Source organism: Oleiphilus sp. HI0067, from assembly GCF_001635735.1.
In genome coordinates this window covers 1-20456 of record NZ_LWFI01001532.1, presented here as the reverse complement: position 1 = coordinate 20456, position 20456 = coordinate 1, and the positions used below count along the sequence as shown (strand labels likewise).

General features: G+C 42.9%; 16 protein-coding genes and 2 pseudogenes. 11 read left to right on the top strand and 7 right to left on the bottom strand.

Annotated features, from left to right (window positions below):
* From A3739_RS30390 to A3739_RS25055, 6 genes and pseudogenes are all read left to right on the top strand, one after another.
* Positions 1 to 762 (top strand): annotated as a pseudogene (locus tag A3739_RS30390) (hypothetical protein); the annotation flags it as partial.
* Positions 763 to 1806 (top strand): electron transport complex subunit RsxD, encoded by a 1044-nt coding sequence (rsxD, locus tag A3739_RS25075; RefSeq protein WP_068482856.1) that lies wholly within the window; start codon positions 763 to 765, stop codon positions 1804 to 1806.
* A gap of 5 nt (positions 1807 to 1811) precedes the next feature.
* Positions 1812 to 2477 (top strand): electron transport complex subunit RsxG, encoded by a 666-nt coding sequence (rsxG, locus tag A3739_RS25070; RefSeq protein ID WP_082878604.1) that lies wholly within the window; start codon positions 1812 to 1814, stop codon positions 2475 to 2477.
* Between the two features lie 23 nt (positions 2478 to 2500).
* Entirely contained in the window at positions 2501 to 3214 is a 714-nt protein-coding gene (locus tag A3739_RS25065; protein ID WP_068482853.1) for an electron transport complex subunit E, read from the top strand.
* 73 nt (positions 3215 to 3287) lie between these two features.
* The gene (locus A3739_RS25060; RefSeq protein WP_068503191.1) at positions 3288 to 4475 is read left to right on the top strand and encodes a hypothetical protein; all 1188 of its coding nucleotides are present in this window, start codon (positions 3288 to 3290) and stop codon (positions 4473 to 4475) included.
* A 136-nt stretch (positions 4476 to 4611) separates the two neighbouring features.
* Positions 4612 to 4815 (top strand): hypothetical protein, encoded by a 204-nt coding sequence (locus tag A3739_RS25055; RefSeq protein ID WP_068482850.1) that lies wholly within the window; start codon positions 4612 to 4614, stop codon positions 4813 to 4815.
* Here the strand turns inward: A3739_RS25055 and A3739_RS25050 are convergent.
* Positions 4812 to 5591, bottom strand: coding sequence for a DUF4344 domain-containing metallopeptidase (locus A3739_RS25050; RefSeq protein WP_197469163.1), 780 nt, complete (start codon positions 5589 to 5591; stop codon positions 4812 to 4814). The two genes, A3739_RS25055 and A3739_RS25050, sit on opposite strands and share 4 nt — an antisense overlap.
* A gap of 13 nt (positions 5592 to 5604) precedes the next feature.
* Positions 5605 to 6612 carry a porphobilinogen synthase gene (gene hemB, locus A3739_RS25045; RefSeq protein ID WP_197472560.1) on the bottom strand — a complete coding sequence of 336 codons (1008 nt, stop codon included), beginning with the start codon at positions 6610 to 6612 and terminating at the stop codon, positions 5605 to 5607.
* Between the two features lie 106 nt (positions 6613 to 6718).
* On the opposite strand from hemB, the gene A3739_RS25040 reads away from it, so the two are divergent.
* Entirely contained in the window at positions 6719 to 8863 is a 2145-nt protein-coding gene (locus A3739_RS25040; RefSeq protein WP_068482844.1) for an FAD-dependent oxidoreductase, read from the top strand.
* Here A3739_RS25040 and A3739_RS25035 read toward each other — a convergent pair.
* Together A3739_RS25035 and A3739_RS25030 are read right to left on the bottom strand one after the other, a co-directional pair.
* On the bottom strand, positions 8860 to 9549 hold the full coding sequence (locus tag A3739_RS25035; protein ID WP_068479578.1) for a DUF3592 domain-containing protein: 690 nt from the start codon (positions 9547 to 9549) through the stop codon (positions 8860 to 8862). The genes A3739_RS25040 and A3739_RS25035 overlap by 4 nt on opposite strands.
* A 281-nt stretch (positions 9550 to 9830) precedes the next feature.
* Complete coding sequence (locus tag A3739_RS25030) at positions 9831 to 10031, bottom strand: hypothetical protein (protein ID WP_068479576.1); 201 nt, start codon at positions 10029 to 10031, stop codon at positions 9831 to 9833.
* A 582-nt stretch (positions 10032 to 10613) separates the two neighbouring features.
* Between A3739_RS25030 and A3739_RS25025 the strand changes: the two genes are divergently transcribed.
* The 3 genes and pseudogenes from A3739_RS25025 to A3739_RS25020 all read left to right on the top strand — a co-directional run bounded on the left by A3739_RS25025 (position 10614) and on the right by A3739_RS25020 (position 14431).
* The gene (locus A3739_RS25025) at positions 10614 to 13526 is read left to right on the top strand and encodes a TrlF family AAA-like ATPase (protein WP_068482841.1); all 2913 of its coding nucleotides are present in this window, start codon (positions 10614 to 10616) and stop codon (positions 13524 to 13526) included.
* Between the two features lie 8 nt (positions 13527 to 13534).
* A pseudogene (locus A3739_RS31530) lies at positions 13535 to 13687 on the top strand (competence protein CoiA family protein); the annotation flags it as partial.
* An 81-nt stretch (positions 13688 to 13768) separates the two neighbouring features.
* Positions 13769 to 14431, top strand: a complete 663-nt coding sequence (locus A3739_RS25020) for a hypothetical protein (RefSeq protein WP_068474164.1) — start codon at positions 13769 to 13771, stop codon at positions 14429 to 14431.
* 207 nt (positions 14432 to 14638) lie between these two features.
* On the opposite strand, the gene A3739_RS25015 is transcribed toward A3739_RS25020, so the two are convergent.
* Together A3739_RS25015 and A3739_RS25010 are read right to left on the bottom strand one after the other, a co-directional pair.
* Positions 14639 to 15607, bottom strand: coding sequence for an AAA family ATPase (locus A3739_RS25015; RefSeq protein WP_082878603.1), 969 nt, complete (start codon positions 15605 to 15607; stop codon positions 14639 to 14641).
* 11 nt (positions 15608 to 15618) lie between these two features.
* Positions 15619 to 15804 carry a helix-turn-helix domain-containing protein gene (locus A3739_RS25010; protein ID WP_068474161.1) on the bottom strand — a complete coding sequence of 62 codons (186 nt, stop codon included), beginning with the start codon at positions 15802 to 15804 and terminating at the stop codon, positions 15619 to 15621.
* A 240-nt stretch (positions 15805 to 16044) separates the two neighbouring features.
* Between A3739_RS25010 and A3739_RS25005 the strand changes: the two genes are divergently transcribed.
* A complete protein-coding gene (locus A3739_RS25005) occupies positions 16045 to 18762 on the top strand; it encodes a DNA methyltransferase (protein ID WP_068474159.1) in 2718 nt (905 codons plus the stop codon).
* Positions 18763 to 18843: 81 nt separating this feature from the next.
* Here A3739_RS25005 and A3739_RS25000 read toward each other — a convergent pair whose 3' ends face one another.
* A complete protein-coding gene (locus A3739_RS25000) occupies positions 18844 to 20052 on the bottom strand; it encodes an integrase family protein (RefSeq protein ID WP_068474156.1) in 1209 nt (402 codons plus the stop codon).
* Positions 20053 to 20456: the final 404 nt, after the last annotated feature.

The window sequence follows — 20456 nt, the reverse complement described above, 5'->3', positions numbered from 1 at the left end:
AAATTACAAGCCGAGAAAAAAGCAGCGGCAGCCAATGCCGAATCTGTTGATCCAAAAAAAGCCGCTATTGAAGCAGCATTAGCGCGCAAAAACGCGAGCAAAGCAGAAACCGTTTCGGCACAAGTCTCCGTTGAAGAATTACAAGGCAACTTAGACAAAGCCCAAAGCAAGCTCGATAAGATGATCGATGCACTCGAAGATGCCAAGGCCAATGCACCGGATAATGTTGCCAAACTGCAGCGCGCGGTCGAGAAAAATCAACTACGCGTGAATCAGGCGAAACAAGCACTAGAAAAAGCGCAAACCGTTAGCGCGCCAACACCACAAGCGGTCTCAGAAGTGTCCCTTGAAACGCTGCAAAGCAATGTCGATAAAGCGCAGGCGAAACTCGATAAGATGATCGATACGCTCGAAGATGCAAAAGCTAACGCACCCGAGAATGTCGAAAAATTCCAACGCGCCGTTGATAAAAATAAAGCTCGCGTAGAACAAGCGAAGCAAGCATTGAACGATGCACAAGCGGCCTCATCAGAGAATAAACCAGAGCCGAAAACTGAAACAGTCCCTGTTGAGGTATTAGAAGCTAATCTAGAAAAAGCGCAGGCCAAACTCGATAAGATGATCGATACGCTCGAAGACGCAAAAGCTAATGCTCCCGAGAACATCGAAAAATTCCAACGCGCCGTTGATAAAAACAAAGTGCGTGTAAAAGCCGCGCAAGACGCACTAGCACAAGCGAAGAGCCAAGAGGTTGAAAATTAAATGGGACTACTTACTCGAAGCTCACCACATACTAAACAAAATCAAAGCACCTCTAGCATCATGCGCTGGGTTATCCTGTTATGTATTCCGGGCTTGATCGCGCAAACTTACTTTTTCGGCTGGGGCAACCTACATAATGTGCTCCTTTGCAGTATTACCGCAGTGCTCAGCGAAGCTGCTATTTTAGCCTTACGCAAACGTCGTATCGGTTTTTACTTAAGTGATTACAGTGCCTTGCTGACAGGGGTGCTGCTAGGAATAGCGCTACCACCATTAGCGCCATGGTGGATAAGCGTGATTGCCGCAAGTTTCTCAATTATCTTTGTGAAGCAACTCTATGGCGGTCTGGGCTACAACCCGTTCAACCCGGCTATGGCTGGCTATGCGCTCGTGCTCATCTCCTTCCCTCTTGCTATGACGAGCAACTGGGCAAGCCCGACCACACTTCAAGAAAATTTCCCTAGCGTCCAACAAACGCTCGCTAGCATTTGGGAAATAGAGAATGCTCCCGACGGATACTCTGGCGCGACACCCTTAGACGTATATAAGCATGAGGTGAAAGCGAGCACTTATGAAGCGATTACCAGCCAAGACATCTTTGGTTCGGGAATCGTTCTTGGTTGGGAATGGGTAAATGTAGCCTTCTTACTTGGCGGTCTTGGTCTTCTGGCACTAAGAATCATACCTTGGCAGACACCTGCAGGCGTATTACTCGGCTTAGCACTTCCAGCAATTTTATTTTCGTCTAACCCCGACCAAGCCGTGCCATTAAGTATTCACTTACTTGCGGGTGCGACGATGTTTGGTGCTTTCTTTATCGCAACGGACCCAGTCTCTTCATCAACAACACCACGCGGTCGTTTTATTTTTGGTCTAGGTGTTGGCTTATTTACCTACATTATTCGAACCTGGGGCTCTTACCCTGATGCAATTGCTTTCGCTGTGCTACTGATGAACTTTGCAGCCCCCCTAATCGATGTCTATACGCAACCGCGAACCTTTGGCCATAACAAAGCAAAACGCGGCCCTAAGGCGAAGGTATAAGAATTATGAGCGATATGGATCAAAACGATCAGCCAAACAAAACGCCAAGTACTTTTCAGTCAGCAGTGCGTGCTGCGATTGGTCTCGGCTTATTCGCTATATTAACGGCTGGCTTAGTCGCACTTGTACAAACCAATACGAGTGAACGAATCGCTGAACAAGAAAAGAAAGCTCGTCTAGCGGCCTTATACGCCCTTGTTCCTGAATCTCTGCGTAGCAATGACCTTCTCGCTGATAGCTATTTACTAAGCTATCAAGGCGTCGAACGAGAAGTATTCCTTGCAAAGAAAGATTCGCGTACGACAAGCTTAATTTTCCCATGGACTGCGCCCGATGGTTACACCGCTCCGATTGAGTTACTTATTGCTGTAGGTATTGACGGAGAGTTAATCGGCGTCAGAGTGCTTACTCACAAAGAAACACCAGGGCTTGGCGATAAAATTGAATTGAGCAAGTCAGATTGGATTCTAAGTTTTAACGAAAAGTCTCTATCAAACACAGATACCGAAGCATGGAATGTTAAAAAGGATGGTGGCGAATTCGATCAACTCACCGGCGCGACCATCACTCCACGTGCCATTGTTTCGGCGGTATACGACGCTCTAACTTTTTTCGAGACACACCAAGATCAGCTTTTATCTCAAGCACCAAAATCTAAGCTGAGTCTTTAAAGCCATATTAGGCAGGAATAACGATGTCGAATTTAACTGAAATCAAAACCCTAAGTAAGAATGGTCTCTGGTCTAATAATCCAGCAATCGTTCAATTACTCGGTTTGTGCCCGCTGTTAGCCGTAACAGGAACCGTCGTCAATGCGATTGGTCTTGGCTTAGCAACGATGCTGGTATTGTTGATGTCGAATATCGCGGTGTCTTTGATTCGGAACTATGTGAACGACTCTATTCGCCTTCCTGCTTTCGTAATGATTATTGCTTCGCTCGTAACTTGCGCGGAGCTACTCATGCAAGCCTTTACCTATGAGTTGTACCAGATTCTAGGCATTTTCATTCCGTTAATCGTAACTAACTGTGCGATTTTAGGACGTGCCGACGCCTATGCTAGTAAGAACAATCCACTTTTCGCCGCAGTTGATGGCTTTATGATGGGCTTAGGATTTCTCATCGTGTTGGTTCTTTTGGGCGCGGCACGCGAAGTGATTGGCCAAGGAACATTATTTAGCAACATGCACCTCATTTTCGGTGACATGGCGCATGCTTGGGAGATTACACTTGTCGATGATTACAGTAACTTCCTGTTTGCGATATTGCCTCCGGGAGCCTTCGTCGGCATGGGTCTAATCATCGCCCTGAAAAACTGGATAGACACAGAAGTTGAGCGCCGAAAAGTGTCCAATACAGAGCAAATAAAGGGCTCAAAACGCGTTCGAGTAACAGGAAATATTTCCTAAATTTCTATTTTGAGCATTCCCAAAATCTTGTACTAGACTTGCTTCCACATTAAGTCAGTAGAGATGTTTTTTGATGGGTGCACAAAAAGTCGTGTTTTTTCACGCTGCAGGACGCGATAGCTCGAGCTACGGCGAGTTAAATGAACTCGAAGGATCACTGCATCTCACACTTCCTACCGACACAGCATCATTAAGCTCAAATGACGATGTTGTGAAAGGCATTGCGCATCATCCGCACGCCATTCTTTTCGATATCGTCGAAAACGTTGACTACCACGCTCTCATTGACCATCTAGAGCAGAGCTTCCCCGAAAACACCCCAACAATGCTGGGCTTTATCGATGATTCACTAGAGCAGAAGCCCTGTAACATGTTAACCACCTTGCCTTTGGATAGTTATATCGGACACAACTGGGAAAAAAAGCGGGTGGAAAATAAGCTTCAGTCGTTTGTGAAGCTAAAAAAACATAACCAAGAACTTCAAGATCAATTAAAAACAAGCACTGATACTGCATTAACAGCAATGCGGGCAGCATCAGAAATTGGCTTACTAATGCAATTAGTCGAATGGTTGCAAGAATCGAGCAGCATCGATGATGTGGCAAACGCTCTGTTCCGACTATGCAACAGCATGGAGTTGTCGACCTATACCCTAATTCTCGACAACAACGAACGACATTATTACCCAGAGGGCGCTGTTCACGAGGCCGCTAAAAAGATTCTTGATGAAGCGATTACAACGGACATTCGTGTTCTTTCAAAGAATCGCATTTTAGTTTTCAAACTCGAATATCTTGTTATGGTTGTGACAAATGCTCCTTGGGAAGATCAAGAAAAGTACGGTCGATTACGCGACATTCTGTTGCAAGGCTCAGCTCTGGCTGAAGCAAAAGCCCGAACCATCGCCGTCAATAACTTGATTAATAGTCAGCATGACCAAGTGAATTCAATTATGGATTTAATCAAATCGGTCTCGGCAGAAACTCAGATGTATGCGCGCGATATTATGAAGAATCTATCGGACGAGTTACACATCGCCGCGATGACTTTAGATCTCACAGAAGAACAAGAAGCGAAGCTGCTGCAACTCTCAAGTGAAGCCTTTGATTCAATGGAAGTGCTCTATCAAAATAGCGATGCCTTAGAATTGCACTTTCATAGTCTAATCAGCTCGATCACAGCGGTAGAAGCATTAACAAAAAATGTCGTCACAAAATCTGAACCAGAACCACCAAGTGACGACGACGTAGAACTCTTCTAGGCTCTTTTTAACATTGTTTACAGCATTCGCTGACAACCATGTCACGTTCATCTCATTACACGCTTGCCGTGCTTTACCCCTGTTTGTAGGATAGCGCTCTCGAAAGCTAACTTATTTATAAGGGAATGTTTCTTCGATGAAGAAGTTGATCATCACCAGTCTTGTGGCCATGACTGTTTTGTTTAGTGGCTGCTCATCATTTCAAAAAGAGCGCGATCTTGAATTGTATCTAGTCGGTGCTGCACTCACTTATGCGGCGGGCAAACACATTTGTCGAACAAGTAACCACGATGAAAAGTGTGGTCTTGGCGCAGCTGCAGCTTTCGTTATCTGGTATTAAGAACCACTTTCTTGTGAAGCGCGAGGTTGAGCCAGCCAGCGCTTCAAAAGCGATTTATCTTGCAGATAAGGCTCTAGCGCTTTCGACCAAAAGTTCATTCCTGCTTCATATTGTCCTTGGCATAAGCCATCACTACTCGCCACGCGAATACCTTGAGCATCATAAGCTTGCATAATGCAAAGCACTTGGCTTAATCGGTACTCATCCGCCGCAAACTCATTTTTGAATCGCTGCGCCTCAATTGATGCGACAGCACGATCAATTAGCAAAAACTCTTCTGCAGCATCTAGTAAATAGTCTTGGCCGACACGTTCATCGTTGAGCAAAATGATGGTTGCCAAGGCATCAACTCGCTCGGCCTCCCAGCCGGTAATGCGCAATGACTGCTCAACTGAAATCGCACGAATTAGCTCCACTAAAAAATAGAACTGTAAGGTTGTATTAAAAATAGTGTTCTGTACTTCTGGCTGATGTGGAAAGCGCGCTTGTAGATCATCATTCACGCGATAGAGATTAGATAGGGGCAGATAAACACGACGCTCACTTTGCTCATAATAGGCATAGGGGCGCGCCGACACTTCTATCCTAATAGGCTCGTCTAACGACAATTGCTTAGTGACAAAAGACTCTATTGGTAAAGAGAAGTCGTCAAAAATACGCTCGTTTAGGCGGCTATAATCTAAAGCGTATGCAGGCTCGCTCCACGAGATTAATGCATTCTCATCAGCCAAAACTGGTTTGGCAAAAAGCAATACAAACAGAAGAGTGAGCCGCATAAACATCATCATGCTAACCGTTTAATAATCTAGCAGCGTCTTTTGCAAAGTACGTCAGAATGGCATCGGCACCAGCACGTTTGATACACAATAAAGATTCCAAAATCATTTTGTCGCGATCTAACCATCCGTTTTCAAATGCTGCCATATGCATCGCATATTCGCCGCTCACCTGATACACAAAAGTCGGCACACGCAACTCAGTTTTAACGGCTTGTACCACGTCTAAATACGGCATGCCTGGCTTAACCATCACCATATCGGCTCCTTCTTCCAGATCTAAGGCCACTTCATGAATCGCTTCTTGCAAGTTAGCAGGATCCATTTGATAGGACTTTTTATCCGCTTTACCAAGATTTGCTGCTGAGCCAACCGCGTCTCGGAAGGGTCCATAATAGGCCGATGCATATTTCGCCGAGTAAGCCAAAATAGAAGTATTTACATGACCCGCTTCTTCTAATGCTTCACGCACAGCAGAAATACGACCATCCATCATGTCCGACGGCGCTACAATGTCCGCACCAGCTTCTGCATGAGATAAAGCTTGTTTCACTAATGCTTCGACCGTTTGATCATTTAGCACATAGCCATCCTCGTCTATCAAACCGTCTTGGCCATGGCTAGTAAAAGGATCTAAAGCAACGTCGGTAATGACCGCAAGTTCTGGAGTGGCATTTTTCAAAGCACGGACAGCCCGTTGGGCTAAGCCATCAGCATTCCATGCTTCTTTTGCACAATCAGACTTTGCCGATGGAGGCGTCACTGGGAACAACGCGACAGCTGGTATGCCTAAAGCAACTAGCTCTTTGGCTTCTTCGACCAGAAAATCGATACTGACACGCTCAACACCTGGCATGGATGGTACAGCCTCGCGCTGTTGTTCTCCTTCAATCACAAACATCGGATAGATCAGATCAGAAGCTTGCAAAGTATTCTCTGCAACTAAACGTCGGGTTGAATCTTGAGCACGCAAACGACGCATACGAGTATTAGGAAACTGTCGTGATAGCGAAAAAGCCAAAAGTAACTCCAAAAACTAGGTAATCGGTGATAGGGCTATGCCTATTGAACTAAGCTGATTATAGTAAGTCTTATCTCGCTGAGCATCCACTAAGTAAGAGCATTTCATGTCGGTCAAAAAACTCATTCTCATTATTTCCATCGCGGCTGCTTTTGTCGTGTTTTACAGCCTTGGTTTAGATCAATACCTAAGCCTGGATTATTTTCTAGCGCAGCGCGACGCTCTACTTGATTATCAAGCTAACGAGCCTTTTAAAGCTGCCGTAATTTTCTTCCTAATCTATGTCGCGGTCACCGCGCTGTCACTCCCAGCAGCCACACTGATTACACTCGCAGCAGGTGCAATCTTTGGGCTCGTGCAAGGGCTATTGCTCGTCTCATTTGCTAGCACAATAGGCGCAAGTATCGCGTTCTTAATGGCGAGAACTCTGTTCCGCGATTCGGTACAGCAACGTTTTCAATCTAGCTTCAGTAAAATCAATGAAGGCATTGATAAAGAAGGGGCATTTTATCTATTCGGTTTGCGCCTCGTACCCATCTTTCCATTTGTCGCAGTCAACTTACTAATGGGGCTGACAAACTTTCCATTGCGCCGCTACTTTTGGGTGAGCCAGCTAGGTATGTTGCCGGGCACATTTGTCTACGTGAATGCGGGAACACAGTTAGCAGAATTAGATTCGTTATCAGGCATCGCATCTCCTGCAATTTTATTGTCCTTTGCTGCCTTAGGCATATTCCCGTTTGTCGCCAAACGCGCACTGGAACGTATTAAGGCCCAACGCGTTTACAGCGAGTACGATAAGCCAAAGAGCTTTGACTCAAACATGGTAGTAATCGGTGCAGGTGCTGCCGGTTTAGTAAGCTCTTATATTGCTGCGGCAACAAAAGCCAAAGTCGATCTTATCGAGCGCCATAAAATGGGTGGAGATTGTCTGAATACAGGATGTGTACCGAGCAAAGCATTGATTCGATCGGCGAAGATCAAGCATTACGTCGATACCGCAAACACCTACGGCGTGAATGTAGAAAACACGAGCGTTAACTTTGAAGCTGTCATGGAACGCGTGCAAGAAGTTATCAAGAAAATTGAACCTCATGATTCCATCGAGCGCTATACCGATCTGGGAGTGAACTGCATTACAGGCAGCGCCAAAATTCTTGATCCCTGGCGTGTTGAGGTAAACGGCGAAACAATTGCCGCTCAAAATATCGTCATTGCGACGGGCGCTCGTCCGACCATGCCAACTATCGAAGGGCTCAATACTGAACTGGCATACAATTCAGATACGATTTGGAATCTTCGTACACCACCAAAATCTATGGTTGTCGTTGGAACAGGCCCGATCGGCTGCGAACTCGCTCAAAGCTTCCATCGTTTAGGTGTGAACGTCACCTTGGTAGGTCGCGACATGCGCCTATTGCCAAAAGAAGATGAAGATATGTCTTCGCTCGTACTGGCGAAAATGCGCGATGAAGGCATGAATATTTTACTTGGCCATTCTGTTGTCCGCGCTAAAGACACTACTGATAGCTCGCAGCAGCTACTCGTTCTCGACGCTGGCGAACAATCCAAAGAGATCGAATTTGACTGCGTGTTGTTTGCTGTTGGTCGTACAGCGAATACCCGAGGTTTTGGTCTTGAAGAACTAGGTATCGAAAATTCAGAAAACAGCACGATTGAGGTCAACGAATATCTTCAAACTAAATATCCAAACATCTATGCCTGCGGTGATGTTGCTGGTCCTTATCAGCTTACGCATGCAGCTTCGCATCAAGCATGGTATGCATCGGTGAACGCCCTATTTGGCACACTGAAACGCTTTAAAGCAGATTATCGCGTGATTCCTTGGGCGACCTTCACCGACCCTGAAATCGCGCGAGTAGGCTTAAGCGAAGATGAAGCAAAACAAGCTAACATCGAATATGACGTGCACCGCTACGGGATTGATGACTTAGATCGCGCCATTGCCGATAGCGTCGATTATGGTCAAGTAAAAGTGCTGACAGAAAAAGGCAAAGACAAAATACTAGGCGCTTGCATTGTCGGACATCATGCTGGCGACTTGATCACCGAGTTCGTGACGGGCATGAAGCATAATCTTGGCTTAAACAAACTTCTGGGAACGATCCATATTTATCCTACCCTAGCGGAATCGAATAAATACTTAGCCGGAGAATGGAAACGCGCTAGCGTTAAACCGAGCACTCTAAAGCTGGTAGAACGATTCCACCAATGGCGTCGAGGTGCTTAGATAATACTCGGTAGAATTGCCCCTACGACAATACTGCCGGAAGCCACAAAACAACATGCACCGAAAGCTTGCGACATACGAACACGAACAGCTTGCTTTCGGTCATAGAAACTCTTACGCCATTGGTTGAAAGCCGTTGGCTCACGCAAACAATAGCGCACGTCACCGTTTTCAATATCAAGCGTTTGTAGGTTCTCTGTTTCGTCTTGCTCTCGTTTAAAACGAACGATCACAAATAAGCAAACTGCAACAACGAACGACGCAATAATAATGTGCATCAAACCGATGCCTGAATCAGGAACAAGTGCTGAAATCAACATACCGCTAACAAGCAGGCTCAACATCAAACTTAATGCGACAAAAGTACGGCAATTACGCGAGTGACTTCTGCGTGACTTAGATACGTGAAGCTTAATTTTGTCGCCAATATGGAAGCGATCAGCCGCTTCAGGGTCGATACAAGTGAAGCTTACAGGGCCGTCTTCACTTCTATATTCTAGAACAGGGTAGTAACCACTTTTGGTCGTTCCACGATGAGAGGATGGTGAAAAGACATGTTGAACGCTTTTAACAAGTGCATTCATTTTGTGCGTACTTTGAAGGAACCTTACATAGTCCCGCGTCAATAACAGCCCAGCAATTGCCATGGTCGCGGCCATTGCTATATTGTACATCTCAACCAACATCTACTACTTACAACCTCTTATAACACGCGTTTAGCAACATCCTGTCTACACGTTTGCGTTTTCGCTGCCGTCATTCTTATGCTTTCTAATCAACAGCGTCACACTAAAAAGGAGAATTGCTTCTCATTTGGGAGGGTGATTATGCGCACAAAGGCAGTGCTTTGCAAGCACGCATAAAAAAAGCGCGTATAAACGCGCTCACATGGATACTACTTCTTACCTAAAGCCGGACTGAAATCTACTTACTTCTTACTACACTACTGCTTACTACTGGCTAAGCCCTAAATTGGGGCAGAGCCATAATTCATTGTTGGTTTTTTAGGAGGATCTGCTCGTACATTGTCAGCAATCTGGCTAACTGCGCCACCTTTACTCAAAAACGCGTCTACATCTGCGCTGAGTTGCTGTCGAACATTATTACGTAAGTTGGCCGGAGACTCGCTCGAACACGCAGCGATAGGCCCATTGGCTTGCTGAGACATAGTGATACCTTTTTACCCGCACGGTAAAGCTATTTAGTTGTCATTACTGCGCCACTTTGTGTGGCTTAATTTTATAGTTTGTAGCCGATCGGTCTGTAAGGTCTGGAGCTTGGTAGAACTCGTTAATGACCTTCGCCAATTTTTAGCTTACGTAATAAATATAAAGCACATTCTAGCTTTTGCAAGGTAAATGATTGTTTTTTATAGCTTAACATTTATTTACCTATTAACAGTTGTTGTCTTATGTAACGAGATTATTGAATTTCAGGTGTTTTTCGTTACCCGCCACGCAAACGACCAAAACTAAGCTAGGGTTAAAAATATAGCGCAAGGGAAATGACGGCGCGCTAACACCTCTCCAATGTCATTTCCCAAATCCCTAGTTGTTATAAAACTTTAAGGCTTTCCTTTGGAAAGCCTCTTTTTTTTCAATAACTTATATTCCACCTCACCAAGCACTTACTTCTGGTGCTACCATGGTGCTACCTTATTGCACCTCGATATTCAGATCATCTTTATTTACAGTAGTCCCAATAAACTAGATACTTAGATCCAAATACAATAAACGACAAGGATAATAAGTTGTTGCACCGAGGCTCCGAATGGAACAAATGGGACCTACACGTCCACACGCCTGAATCTATACTAAACAATCAGTTCAATACCGATTGGGACACATATGTCCAAACACTATTCAAAAAGGCATACCAAGAACAAATTTTCGCAGTTGGAATAACTGATTACTTTTCAATCGACGGCTACACAAAGCTCAGAAAAGACTACTTGGGCAATGACGAGAAATTGCGATCTTTGTTTAGTGAAGATGAAATCAGCCATATCAAGAACATGCTGATAGTCCCCAATATTGAGTTTAGGCTTAGCAAATTTATCACCGGAAACGCTCGAGAATTAAGTAGCCTCAATAGAAAACTCAACTTTCACGTAATCTTATCTGACGAACTTTCGATTGAAGAAATTCAAACCAACTTCTTACAACAGGTAACCTTTGACAGTTATGCAGAAACTGGTTCGCCGGCACACCAAATGCCACTTACCAAGACCAACTTGGAAAATTACGGAAAGGCGTTAAAAGAGGAACATAGCGCCTTTCGAGATAGCGGACGCAGCGACCTTTATATAGGGATGATGAATGCAGGCGTGGATGAGTCTAATATATTAAAAACCCTAGGCCACCCTCTTTTTGCAGACAAATATCTACTCGGAATAAATCCAGATGAGGACTTAAGTAGAGTGTCTTGGAGTTCTTCCGGCCATGCGAGCCGGAAAAACCTAATTAAACAAGCCCACTTCATGTTCACCGCTAATCCCGGCACTGTTAGGTTCATGCAAGGAGAGTTTCACGATTCTCAAGATGAATTCATACAAGAATTTGGCACAAAAAAACCCTGCCTATGGGGTTCAGATGCGCATGATTTAGAAAAGCTCTTAGAGCCTGATGAGAATAGGCTAACGTGGATCAAGGCAGAATTATCTTTCCGCGGCCTAAAGCAAGTAGTGTACGACCCAGAATCCCGAGTGAGAATACAGCACAACTCACCTCAATCCAAAAGCGAATACCAAACCATTAAGGCAGTCAAATTCATTGACGGTCGAGAGCAACCGGAATTTAGCTTAGCCGACATCCCTATAAGCAAAGATTTAACATCAATTATTGGTGGGAAATCGTCAGGAAAATCTTTATTACTTCATCATATTGCCAAAGCAATTAACCATGAAGCCGTCAAAGATGTTTCCTCCATTTCTAACTCCTCAACATATGAGCATTTAGCGAGATCACCTAAATTTGATTTCGAAGTTACTTGGGATAATGGCGATATCAGTAAGTTAAATGAGTTAGAAAACACAAAGCCTATTACATACATTCCGCAGCTGTATATAAATCAACTCGCAGAGAACGATGGAAAAGATCATCTAAATGAACTCGTGAAATCAATACTCTGCCAAAACGATAAATTCAAAGAGTTTATTACTTCGTCCGAGACCAGAATAGCAAAATTGGAGTTAGAACTATCAAACTCCATTAGCGAATATTTCTTGTTACGTTCCGAGTATGAAAATCAAATAGCTGAAAAATCTCGAATTGGTGAGAAAAAGGCGATTGAGAAAGAATCCACTCGCCTAGAGCTTCAAATAAAAACACTACAAGAAAAGTCTGGTTTCTCAGAAACTGAAAACGAGCTCTATCAACACCTTACCAAAAGGCTAAGTACGCTAAATGAGAGAAAAGAAACCCTCCAAAAGCTTTATCATACATCTAATATAATGGCTGCACTGTTTAATGACCAAAGCTCTAGTATTTTTGACTCTCTAAAACTGAATGCCAACTCAAAATTACCATCAGAATTCAATTCAAAATTTGTCTCTAAAATATTAGATAACGCAAGAGTAGAACTAACTACTGCCCTGCATAACTCCTCTGTTTTCGCTAAAACAAGAGCAGCTAAAACACCTGAACTAATCCAAAAACTTGATAAAGAAATCCAAGCAGTAGCTAATCGACTTACGCCACTATCTAACAAAGTTAAAGATCAAGAGGCTCTTGCCGCTCTAAATAAAACACAGTCTATTGAAAAGGAGAAACTCAACCAGATATTGGGAATTGAACAGCATATACAATCTATAAATGCTCGCGGAAAAGAAGTCTACGAACAAATAGTCAATCACCACAAGCAGCTTACAGAATGCTATCTAAATATTTCAAATGAACTTACAAAAACAGACTACCAACTAGATGAAGGAATTGGGATCAAAGGCGATTTGGGCATTAACACAGATAAATTCAATGAATTTATTAAATCCTTCGATCGTCGTACAAATTTAGAAAAACTTTTCCCTGACCTTTTCGATGAAAGCGGATTTCCTATTTTCCGCAAAGATACATACAACCAATCCATTGAAAAAGCTTTTAGCACAATAAAGAGCAAAGTAGACGCACCTACTCTAAAAAAAGGAGTATCGCTAGAAATTGCTACGAAACGACTTTTTAGCAACTGCTTCGAATTCAACTACATCGTTAATTATAACGGTGATGAAATTGCGCATATGTCACCAGGCAAACGAGGGCTCGTATTACTAAACCTTCTTTTGCACCTCAGTAACGCCACCCACCCTATATTGATTGACCAGCCTGAAGACAATCTAGATAACCGAACCATTTATGACCTCTTAAAAGGCTATATTAGGCAACGCAAAAACAAAAGACAGATCATAATAGTCACTCATAATGCTAACCTTGTTGTCGCATCTGATTCAGAATGTGTGGTAGTAGCTAACCAAAGCGGGCAAGTTCCTGACAAAGAAAATAAAAAACATAAATTCGAATACTGTGCGGGAGCAATTGAACACTCGTTCATATCACCAGAAAAAGACGGAGTACTTTATAAGAAAGGAATTAGAGAGCACGTTTGCGAGATCTTAGAAGGTGGAGTAATAGCCTTCCAAGAACGCGAAATGAAGTATGGTTTTAAATTTTAATTTGTTAAATGACCCTAATTCCCTTCGCCATTAATCCTGAGAATCGCTACGTCGAGGTAAGCCAAGTACCTAGCGGTAGGAAGTGCAATTGTGTTTGCCCCAGCTGTAAGCAACCCGTGCTAGCACGAAAAGGAGCGAAGAAAGAATGGCACTTTTCTCATGACCCCAATCCTGAGACCCCACCAGAGAAAGAGTGCGAACTTTCTTTCGAGGTTTGCTGTAGACAATATCTTGAGCAAATAATGCTAGAAGGCACCGTAAACGCACTTTGTACTCCGGCTTATTACGTTGCTCATACTTGCGAGGAAACATGGCAAACAACCGCACGGGCGGAGGTGACTCAAAGTAGAACCCTTTCATCCCTATCATTTAAAAAGTCGGATCACACTGACCTAGTTAGCCAAATTGGCGACTACGAAATCTTAGTGTTCATTTCGTACCCTGAAAGAGTAAGACCGGAAAATCCAAAGTCTAAATCAAGCGCACTTTTAGAAATTGATATCACATGGGTTAGGCATAAGTACTATTCACAAGATAATGATCTAACTCTGACTGAACTACTTTTACACTTTATGCATGAAAGCTCTGAGAATAAATATTGGCTATATCACCCAAATGAAGGACACGTTAAAGCTCAATTGAAATACGATTACGAGATGGATAAGTGGAAACAAGCTGAGGAAGAACGCCAGTTTATGGTACACATTGAACAACGCTTTGCATTAACACATATCCCTAGCAACAAAAATCACTTACAGAATGAAAGTCAATATCACACAACAAGTCTTAGCCCTACTAACAAAAAACCTAATCGGCATTGCTTGAAGTGTGACCAATACTATACTGGCGATTCAACATGCCCTCACTGCGGCAACTCACACTCGGTGCCGGTTCTATACCAATAAAAAGTAGACTCTACAGGTTGTTGCACGGTTGCGCACCTATAGGGTGCAACCGTGCAACAACCTAAAACGAAGCAGAACTCTCGGTTATCACAACCGATACTTTCTCTGTTCACTTCGGTTCGCGTTAGCCTCTGTTTTGGTTCTAAGCACGGTTGTACTTTCGGTTCTAGCTCGGTTCGTTTTCGGTTGGAGAACCGAGTAGATAACCTATAGCACCCCATTATCTTTAGCCGTTTTGATATGGCGGCATACTGTGGACTTGTTCACCCCCACCTCTTTGGCAATATCCGCCTGACTAAGGCCTGACTCCCGAACCAGCTTAATAACCTTATGATAAGTAGAATCGTCTAAGCTTTTTTGCTCCCAGCTATAGCTTCCTCCCTCCTCCTTCAAACTAAGCTCGAACGGTTCCGATTCTGCACCCGAAAATCCTCTGGCCTTCTCAAAATGTACTTCAAACCTTGCCCCTTCTTTAGCCTCGTAATCCGATGGACGCTTTAAATTAATAACGGAGTCCAGCACATCTTCACGCTTACTAGTGCCACGCTGCCCTCCACCTTTGCCAGCATGGTGAATGAACAACACCGAGCGACCCTGCGCTTTCAACCCCAAAGCCCAGTTCTGGACGATATCCCAGCTTTCAGCGTCATTTTCATTACCGCCTCGGCAGAGAGTCGAGATGTTATCTACGATAATTAGCTTCGCCTCCTCCACCATTGGCTGCAAAAGAATATGAGAAGCCGGATTTGACAGGTTAGGCATCCCTTTTGGCTGCCTATCTGGCGTAAGCACATGGAAATAATCTTTGGGTATTGGCGGCTTGCCTTGCGATATCCCCTTAAAGCGTTCCTGCAAGTCTGCTTGCGCCATCTCCCCATCGATGTACAAGACTGGGGTAGGCTGCTTTACCTCCCACCCTAAAAAGCTTGTTCCCGTAGCGACTGCATGCGCTATGTTCAATGAAAAGAATGTCTTACCTATGCCTCTCGGCGCATAAATCATTGCGAGACCTTGCTCTGGTAGCCAAGGCGCTAGAATGCACTGTCTAGGCGGAATATTCTCCGCCATAAAGTCATTCACACATACCGACCTAAACGGATTCTCATAGCGCACTTGCTGATCAAGTTCAGGATAGCCTTCATAACTAGGGATAGGTTCGTGGTTGCCATCATACATACAATCCCCCCCTACGCTTCAAAGGTGTTATCGGCTAAGAAAGACGAAACATCATCTTGTCGATAGCGTACATAACGCCCCACCTTCACATACGCTAATGGATAGCGTTTTTGACAGCGCCATATAGCCAAGGTCTGCTCACTCACACCCAATATTTCAGATACCTGTTTAGGGGTTAATAGTTTCTCGTTACTCATAAAATTTACTCCACGTTGTTTTCAGTTGATGAACATTTCGGGAGCAAAGGTATAAATTTTTCTTCGTGGATGTAATGGGGTGAAGAGGCCGAGAACCTATAGGTTCAAAATAACAAAAAGTTAATCTAAATTGAGCAAATATATAAACCCTAAACAACAAATTTTCATTTCCTATATATCCTCAACTTAATCAGTTTATATAATCCTCTCTTAAATAATGAATGATAAGGAAAATCATAAATGCCTCTAAGCTGGAATGAAATTCGATCTCGCGCTACACAATTTTCCAAAGATTGGGAGACTGAGTCCTCAGAAAGCGCAGAAGCAAAATCTTTCTGGGATGATTTTTTTAATGTTTTTGGCGTAACTCGAAGAAGAGTCGCTAGTTTTGAAAAACACGTAAAAAAGATCGACGGCAAAGATGGTTTTATTGATCTTCTATGGAAAGGCACTCTTCTGATTGAACATAAATCTAAAGGTAAAGACTTAGATAGAGCCCACAAGCAAGCCCTAGATTATTTTGAAGGAATAGAAGAAAAAGACTTGCCCCAATACGTCATTGTCTCAGATTTCGAGCGCTTCCGATTATACGATCTGGATAACGGCTCCCAGTTCGAATTCAATCTCAGTGAGCTACATCAAAATATTAACCTATTTGGCTTTATTGCCGGCTATGAAACGGGAGTCATACAAAACCAAGACCCTGTAAACATTAAAGCAGCTGAGCTGATGGGCGAGTTACATGACCAAATGAAAGCCGTAGGCTATGACGGTCACGAACTGGAAGTATATTTAGTCAGATTACTATTCTGTGTATTTGCTGAAGATACTGGGATATTTGATAGACAAGAATTTAAAAACTATATCACGCAAAGGACATGCAATGATGGTTCAGACTTGGCAGGCCACCTTGCCACTCTATTCCATGTATTAAACACACCAGAATCAAAAAGATTAAAAAATAGAGATGAACAATTAGCCGCTTTTCCATATATAAACGGAAAGCTTTTTGAAGAAATACTTCCTCCCGCAGGTTTTGACTCTAAGATGAGACAGGCACTTCTTGACTGCTGCTCACTAGACTGGAGTCGTATTTCACCAGCCATATTTGGCTCGTTATTCCAGTCAATAATGGATAAACATGCTCGAAGAAATCTTGGGGCGCATTACACCAGTGAAGAAAACATTCTAAAAGCCATTAATCCACTTTTTCTAGATGAATTACGCGATGAATTTCTTAGGATAAAAGGAAACAAAAATAAACTCGCTCAGTTTCATCAGAAGCTTCGGTCATTAACCTTTCTTGATCCTGCATGCGGGTGTGGGAACTTCCTAGTCATTGCTTACAGGGAACTAAGACTTCTTGAACTTGAAGTGCTTCGAGCTGCCAATAAAGGTGGCCAAATGTCTCTAGACATCAATCAAATGATACAGGTAGATGTTGATCAATTCTTTGGAATTGAACTTGAAGAATTTCCAGCTCAAATTGCACAAGTTGCACTTTGGCTAATGGATCACCAGATGAATTTATTGGTTTCCGAAGAGTTCGGCACATACTTTACCCGCATACCTTTAAGCTCTAGCGGAGCGATCGTTTGTGACAACGCCTTAGAGATCGACTGGAACGATGTCATTAATGCAGATAGTTTAAGTTTTATAATGGGCAACCCTCCCTTTCTAGGTAAGAAAGAACAAAACTCAGACCAGAAGACAAGTCTTAAAAAATTAACCAAAGATCTAAAGGGCGGAGGTAATCTGGACTTTGTAACTGGGTGGTATTTTAAATCTGTTGATTACATCAAAAACCACCCAATAAATTGCGCATTTGTGTCTACAAACAGCATCACACAAGGAGAACAAGCTCCGGTATTATGGAGTTGGATGTTTTCTAAAAATATTGAACTCAATTTTGCCCATAGAACCTTTAACTGGAAAAATGAAGCGAAGGGAAAGGCCGCAGTTCATTGCGTCATTATCGGCTTTAGTAAGAAGATTCATGCCAATACGAAGAAATATATATTCGAATACGATGATGTAAAAGGGCTACCGCACAAAATTAATGCAAAGAAAATTAACTGTTATTTGGTCGATGCATCGAACATTCTTATAGAAAATCGAACAAAACCCATAAGTAACGTTAAGCCCATTGTTAAAGGTTGCGAAGCAACAGATGATGGACACCTCACCTTCACAGAAGAAGAAAAAATTGAGTTCTTAAATAAGGAGCCAAATTCTGCCAAGTACTTTAGACGATTGCGCGGAGGAAAAGACCTAATTGCTGGCCGTGATAGATGGTGCTTATGGCTTAAAAATGCACATCCAAGTGAAATAAAGAAAATGCCATTGGTTGTGGACAGAATCAACAAGGTTAAACAATTTCGCTTGAATAGCCCTAAGGATCAAACAGTTAAAAAAGCAAGTACACCTTACTTATTCGGAGAGATTAGATTAAGTGATACAGGAGACTCTATAGCAATACCAAAAGTTTCTTCCGAAAGAAGGCTCTATGCGCCAATATCTTTTGTCGATCATGATGTTATTCTCAATAACACAGTTCAATTCATCCCTAACGGTTCACTATATGAATTTGGACTAGTTCAATCCACGATGCATATGGCTTGGATGAGATCAGTAGCAGGACGAATGAAAAGTGATTACCAATACTCTATTAAAATAGTATTCAATAATTTTCCATTCCCAATTAACCCGACAGACAAACAAATTTCAAACGTCGAAAATAAGGCTCGAACTATTTTAGATACGCGATCAAAATATATTGGCGATTCACTGGAAGATCTTTATGATCCGTTAACAATGCCTGCTGATCTGTTTAAAGCCCATCAAGAACTAGATAAATCCGTAGACGCTCTTTACACTAAGAAAAAGTTTAAGAGCGAAGCTAATAGAGTTGCGTTCCTATTCGACAAATATCAGGAAGCAGCAAGTTTTTTACCCTAAAGCAAATAAAAAGTAGAGAGTTTTTGAGAACGGGGGCGTTTTTTAACACGGGTCTACGTCCCTGCATAATCACTCTACATTTTAATCTAGAGCTTTATCTAACATAAACGCTTGAATTTTCTCCAAAGGCTCTCTCAAACGCTCTACATCGGCAATGACATAGCGCGCGGTAATATCACCCGATGTTGAGTGATTAACCAAGCTTTTAAGTGCGTACTGAGAGATATCTAAGCTTTCGGCAACCGTTGTAAAGGTTCTTCGTAAATCGTGATAGGTAAACTGTATTCCTGTTTCCTCGATCACTTTATCCATTAAGTAGTTAAACGAATCAATATAGCCATGTTTTGAGCGCTCGCTCGCGAACACATAGCCTTTCTTACGCCGTTTAATTTGCCCCTTAAACAAGTCTCTTGCGTGATCTGTTAATGGCAGTGTTAATGGTCTTCCACTTTTCGTTTCCTGAATCGTGAACGTCTTTTGTTTGAAGTTGATATCCTCAATTTTAAGCTTCGCCATTTCCCTACGACGAACCCCATGCAGTAAAACAAGCTGGAAATAAAAACCAGCAGCTCTCTGGCCGTAAAAAGAGGACTCGGTTAGGGCTCGCATTGCGGCAAACCAATCCTTCATATCAGAGGTTTCAATTTTATTCTCTCGCACTACATCTTTATTCCAAGTGCGCGTATGCGATAAGCGCTTAACAGGGTTATCAGAGAACATGCTTTCACCATTCCCTTTTTCATACTGACCATTGGCGAAATTAAACAGCGCCCCGAGTATCTTCATTACCTTGTTGGCAGCAGAAGGGGACTTTTTGCTTATCTGGAGGTGCCGTTCACTGACCTTATCGCGTGTAATTTCGACCATTGGACTATCAGCCCAATCAACAAAGTGCTTATCAAGCGCATTCTCATACTGCGCTATCGTAGATGCCTTTAACTTAGAGCCCCGATACTTTAGATAGTCCGCATACACTTCACGCAAGGTTAACTTGGATTTCTGTTCGGCTCGCGCCTTATGAATAGGATTTACCCCATCAACCATCTCTGCGATTGCTTTCTGTGCCTTTTTACGCGCTTGCTCAACCGTTAAATCTGGGTGCCGTCCGAGCGTGACGCGAACAGGTTTGCCTTTTACCTTCCTATAAGCGATATATGACTTAACGCCGTTTTTCGTAATGGATAGAACCAAGCCCGGCAAAGCAGAATCATAGTAATAGGTTCGTGCCTTACCTTCCTCAGCCTCCAATGCAGAGACTAGTGCTTTGGTAAATTTAAGCTTCATTGTCATATCTGGTGCTACCGTGGTGCTACCCTAGAGAGAAAACGATAGTAATCTAAAGAAACCCAAATATAAACCTAACCTATTGTTTTTATTATCTAATTAAAACAATAGGCATGTAGAGAAAATCAGGGAAAACTCCCTAAAAAATAACTAGTTGTTATAAAACTTTCGGGCTTCCTTTTAGGAAGCCCTTTTTTTTGCCTTGCGTTTGGTAACGGCCAACAAATATGTGTACTTCAGGTGCTACTGTGGTGCTACCAAAAAACTCGCTTAAACAAATAACTTTCAACATCAAGATTGTGCTCCAGCATCAGCAAAACATTCAGTGGCATAGAGAGATTGGAGAAAAATAGAGGTATTGATAAGGAAAGGATTAGACAAGAGCCGACTTTAACTATTCCGCAATTTAG

Bases quoted from the DNA above. Each gene is read 5' to 3' on its own strand.
- rsxD (WP_068482856.1), top strand. From the start codon at position 763: ATGGGACTACTTACTCGAAGCTCACCACATACTAAACAAAATCAAAGC.
- rsxG (WP_082878604.1), top strand. From the start codon at position 1,812: ATGAGCGATATGGATCAAAACGATCAGCCAAACAAAACGCCAAGTACT.
- A3739_RS25065 (WP_068482853.1), top strand. From the start codon at position 2,501: ATGTCGAATTTAACTGAAATCAAAACCCTAAGTAAGAATGGTCTCTGG.
- A3739_RS25060 (WP_068503191.1), top strand. From the start codon at position 3,288: ATGGGTGCACAAAAAGTCGTGTTTTTTCACGCTGCAGGACGCGATAGC.
- A3739_RS25055 (WP_068482850.1), top strand. From the start codon at position 4,612: ATGAAGAAGTTGATCATCACCAGTCTTGTGGCCATGACTGTTTTGTTT.
- A3739_RS25050 (WP_197469163.1), bottom strand. From the start codon at position 5,591: ATGCGGCTCACTCTTCTGTTTGTATTGCTTTTTGCCAAACCAGTTTTG.
- A3739_RS25040 (WP_068482844.1), top strand. From the start codon at position 6,719: ATGTCGGTCAAAAAACTCATTCTCATTATTTCCATCGCGGCTGCTTTT.
- A3739_RS25035 (WP_068479578.1), bottom strand. From the start codon at position 9,549: ATGTTGGTTGAGATGTACAATATAGCAATGGCCGCGACCATGGCAATT.
- A3739_RS25030 (WP_068479576.1), bottom strand. From the start codon at position 10,031: ATGTCTCAGCAAGCCAATGGGCCTATCGCTGCGTGTTCGAGCGAGTCT.
- A3739_RS25020 (WP_068474164.1), top strand. From the start codon at position 13,769: ATGCTAGAAGGCACCGTAAACGCACTTTGTACTCCGGCTTATTACGTT.
- A3739_RS25015 (WP_082878603.1), bottom strand. From the start codon at position 15,607: ATGTATGATGGCAACCACGAACCTATCCCTAGTTATGAAGGCTATCCT.
- A3739_RS25010 (WP_068474161.1), bottom strand. From the start codon at position 15,804: ATGAGTAACGAGAAACTATTAACCCCTAAACAGGTATCTGAAATATTG.
- A3739_RS25005 (WP_068474159.1), top strand. From the start codon at position 16,045: ATGCCTCTAAGCTGGAATGAAATTCGATCTCGCGCTACACAATTTTCC.
- A3739_RS25000 (WP_068474156.1), bottom strand. From the start codon at position 20,052: ATGACAATGAAGCTTAAATTTACCAAAGCACTAGTCTCTGCATTGGAG.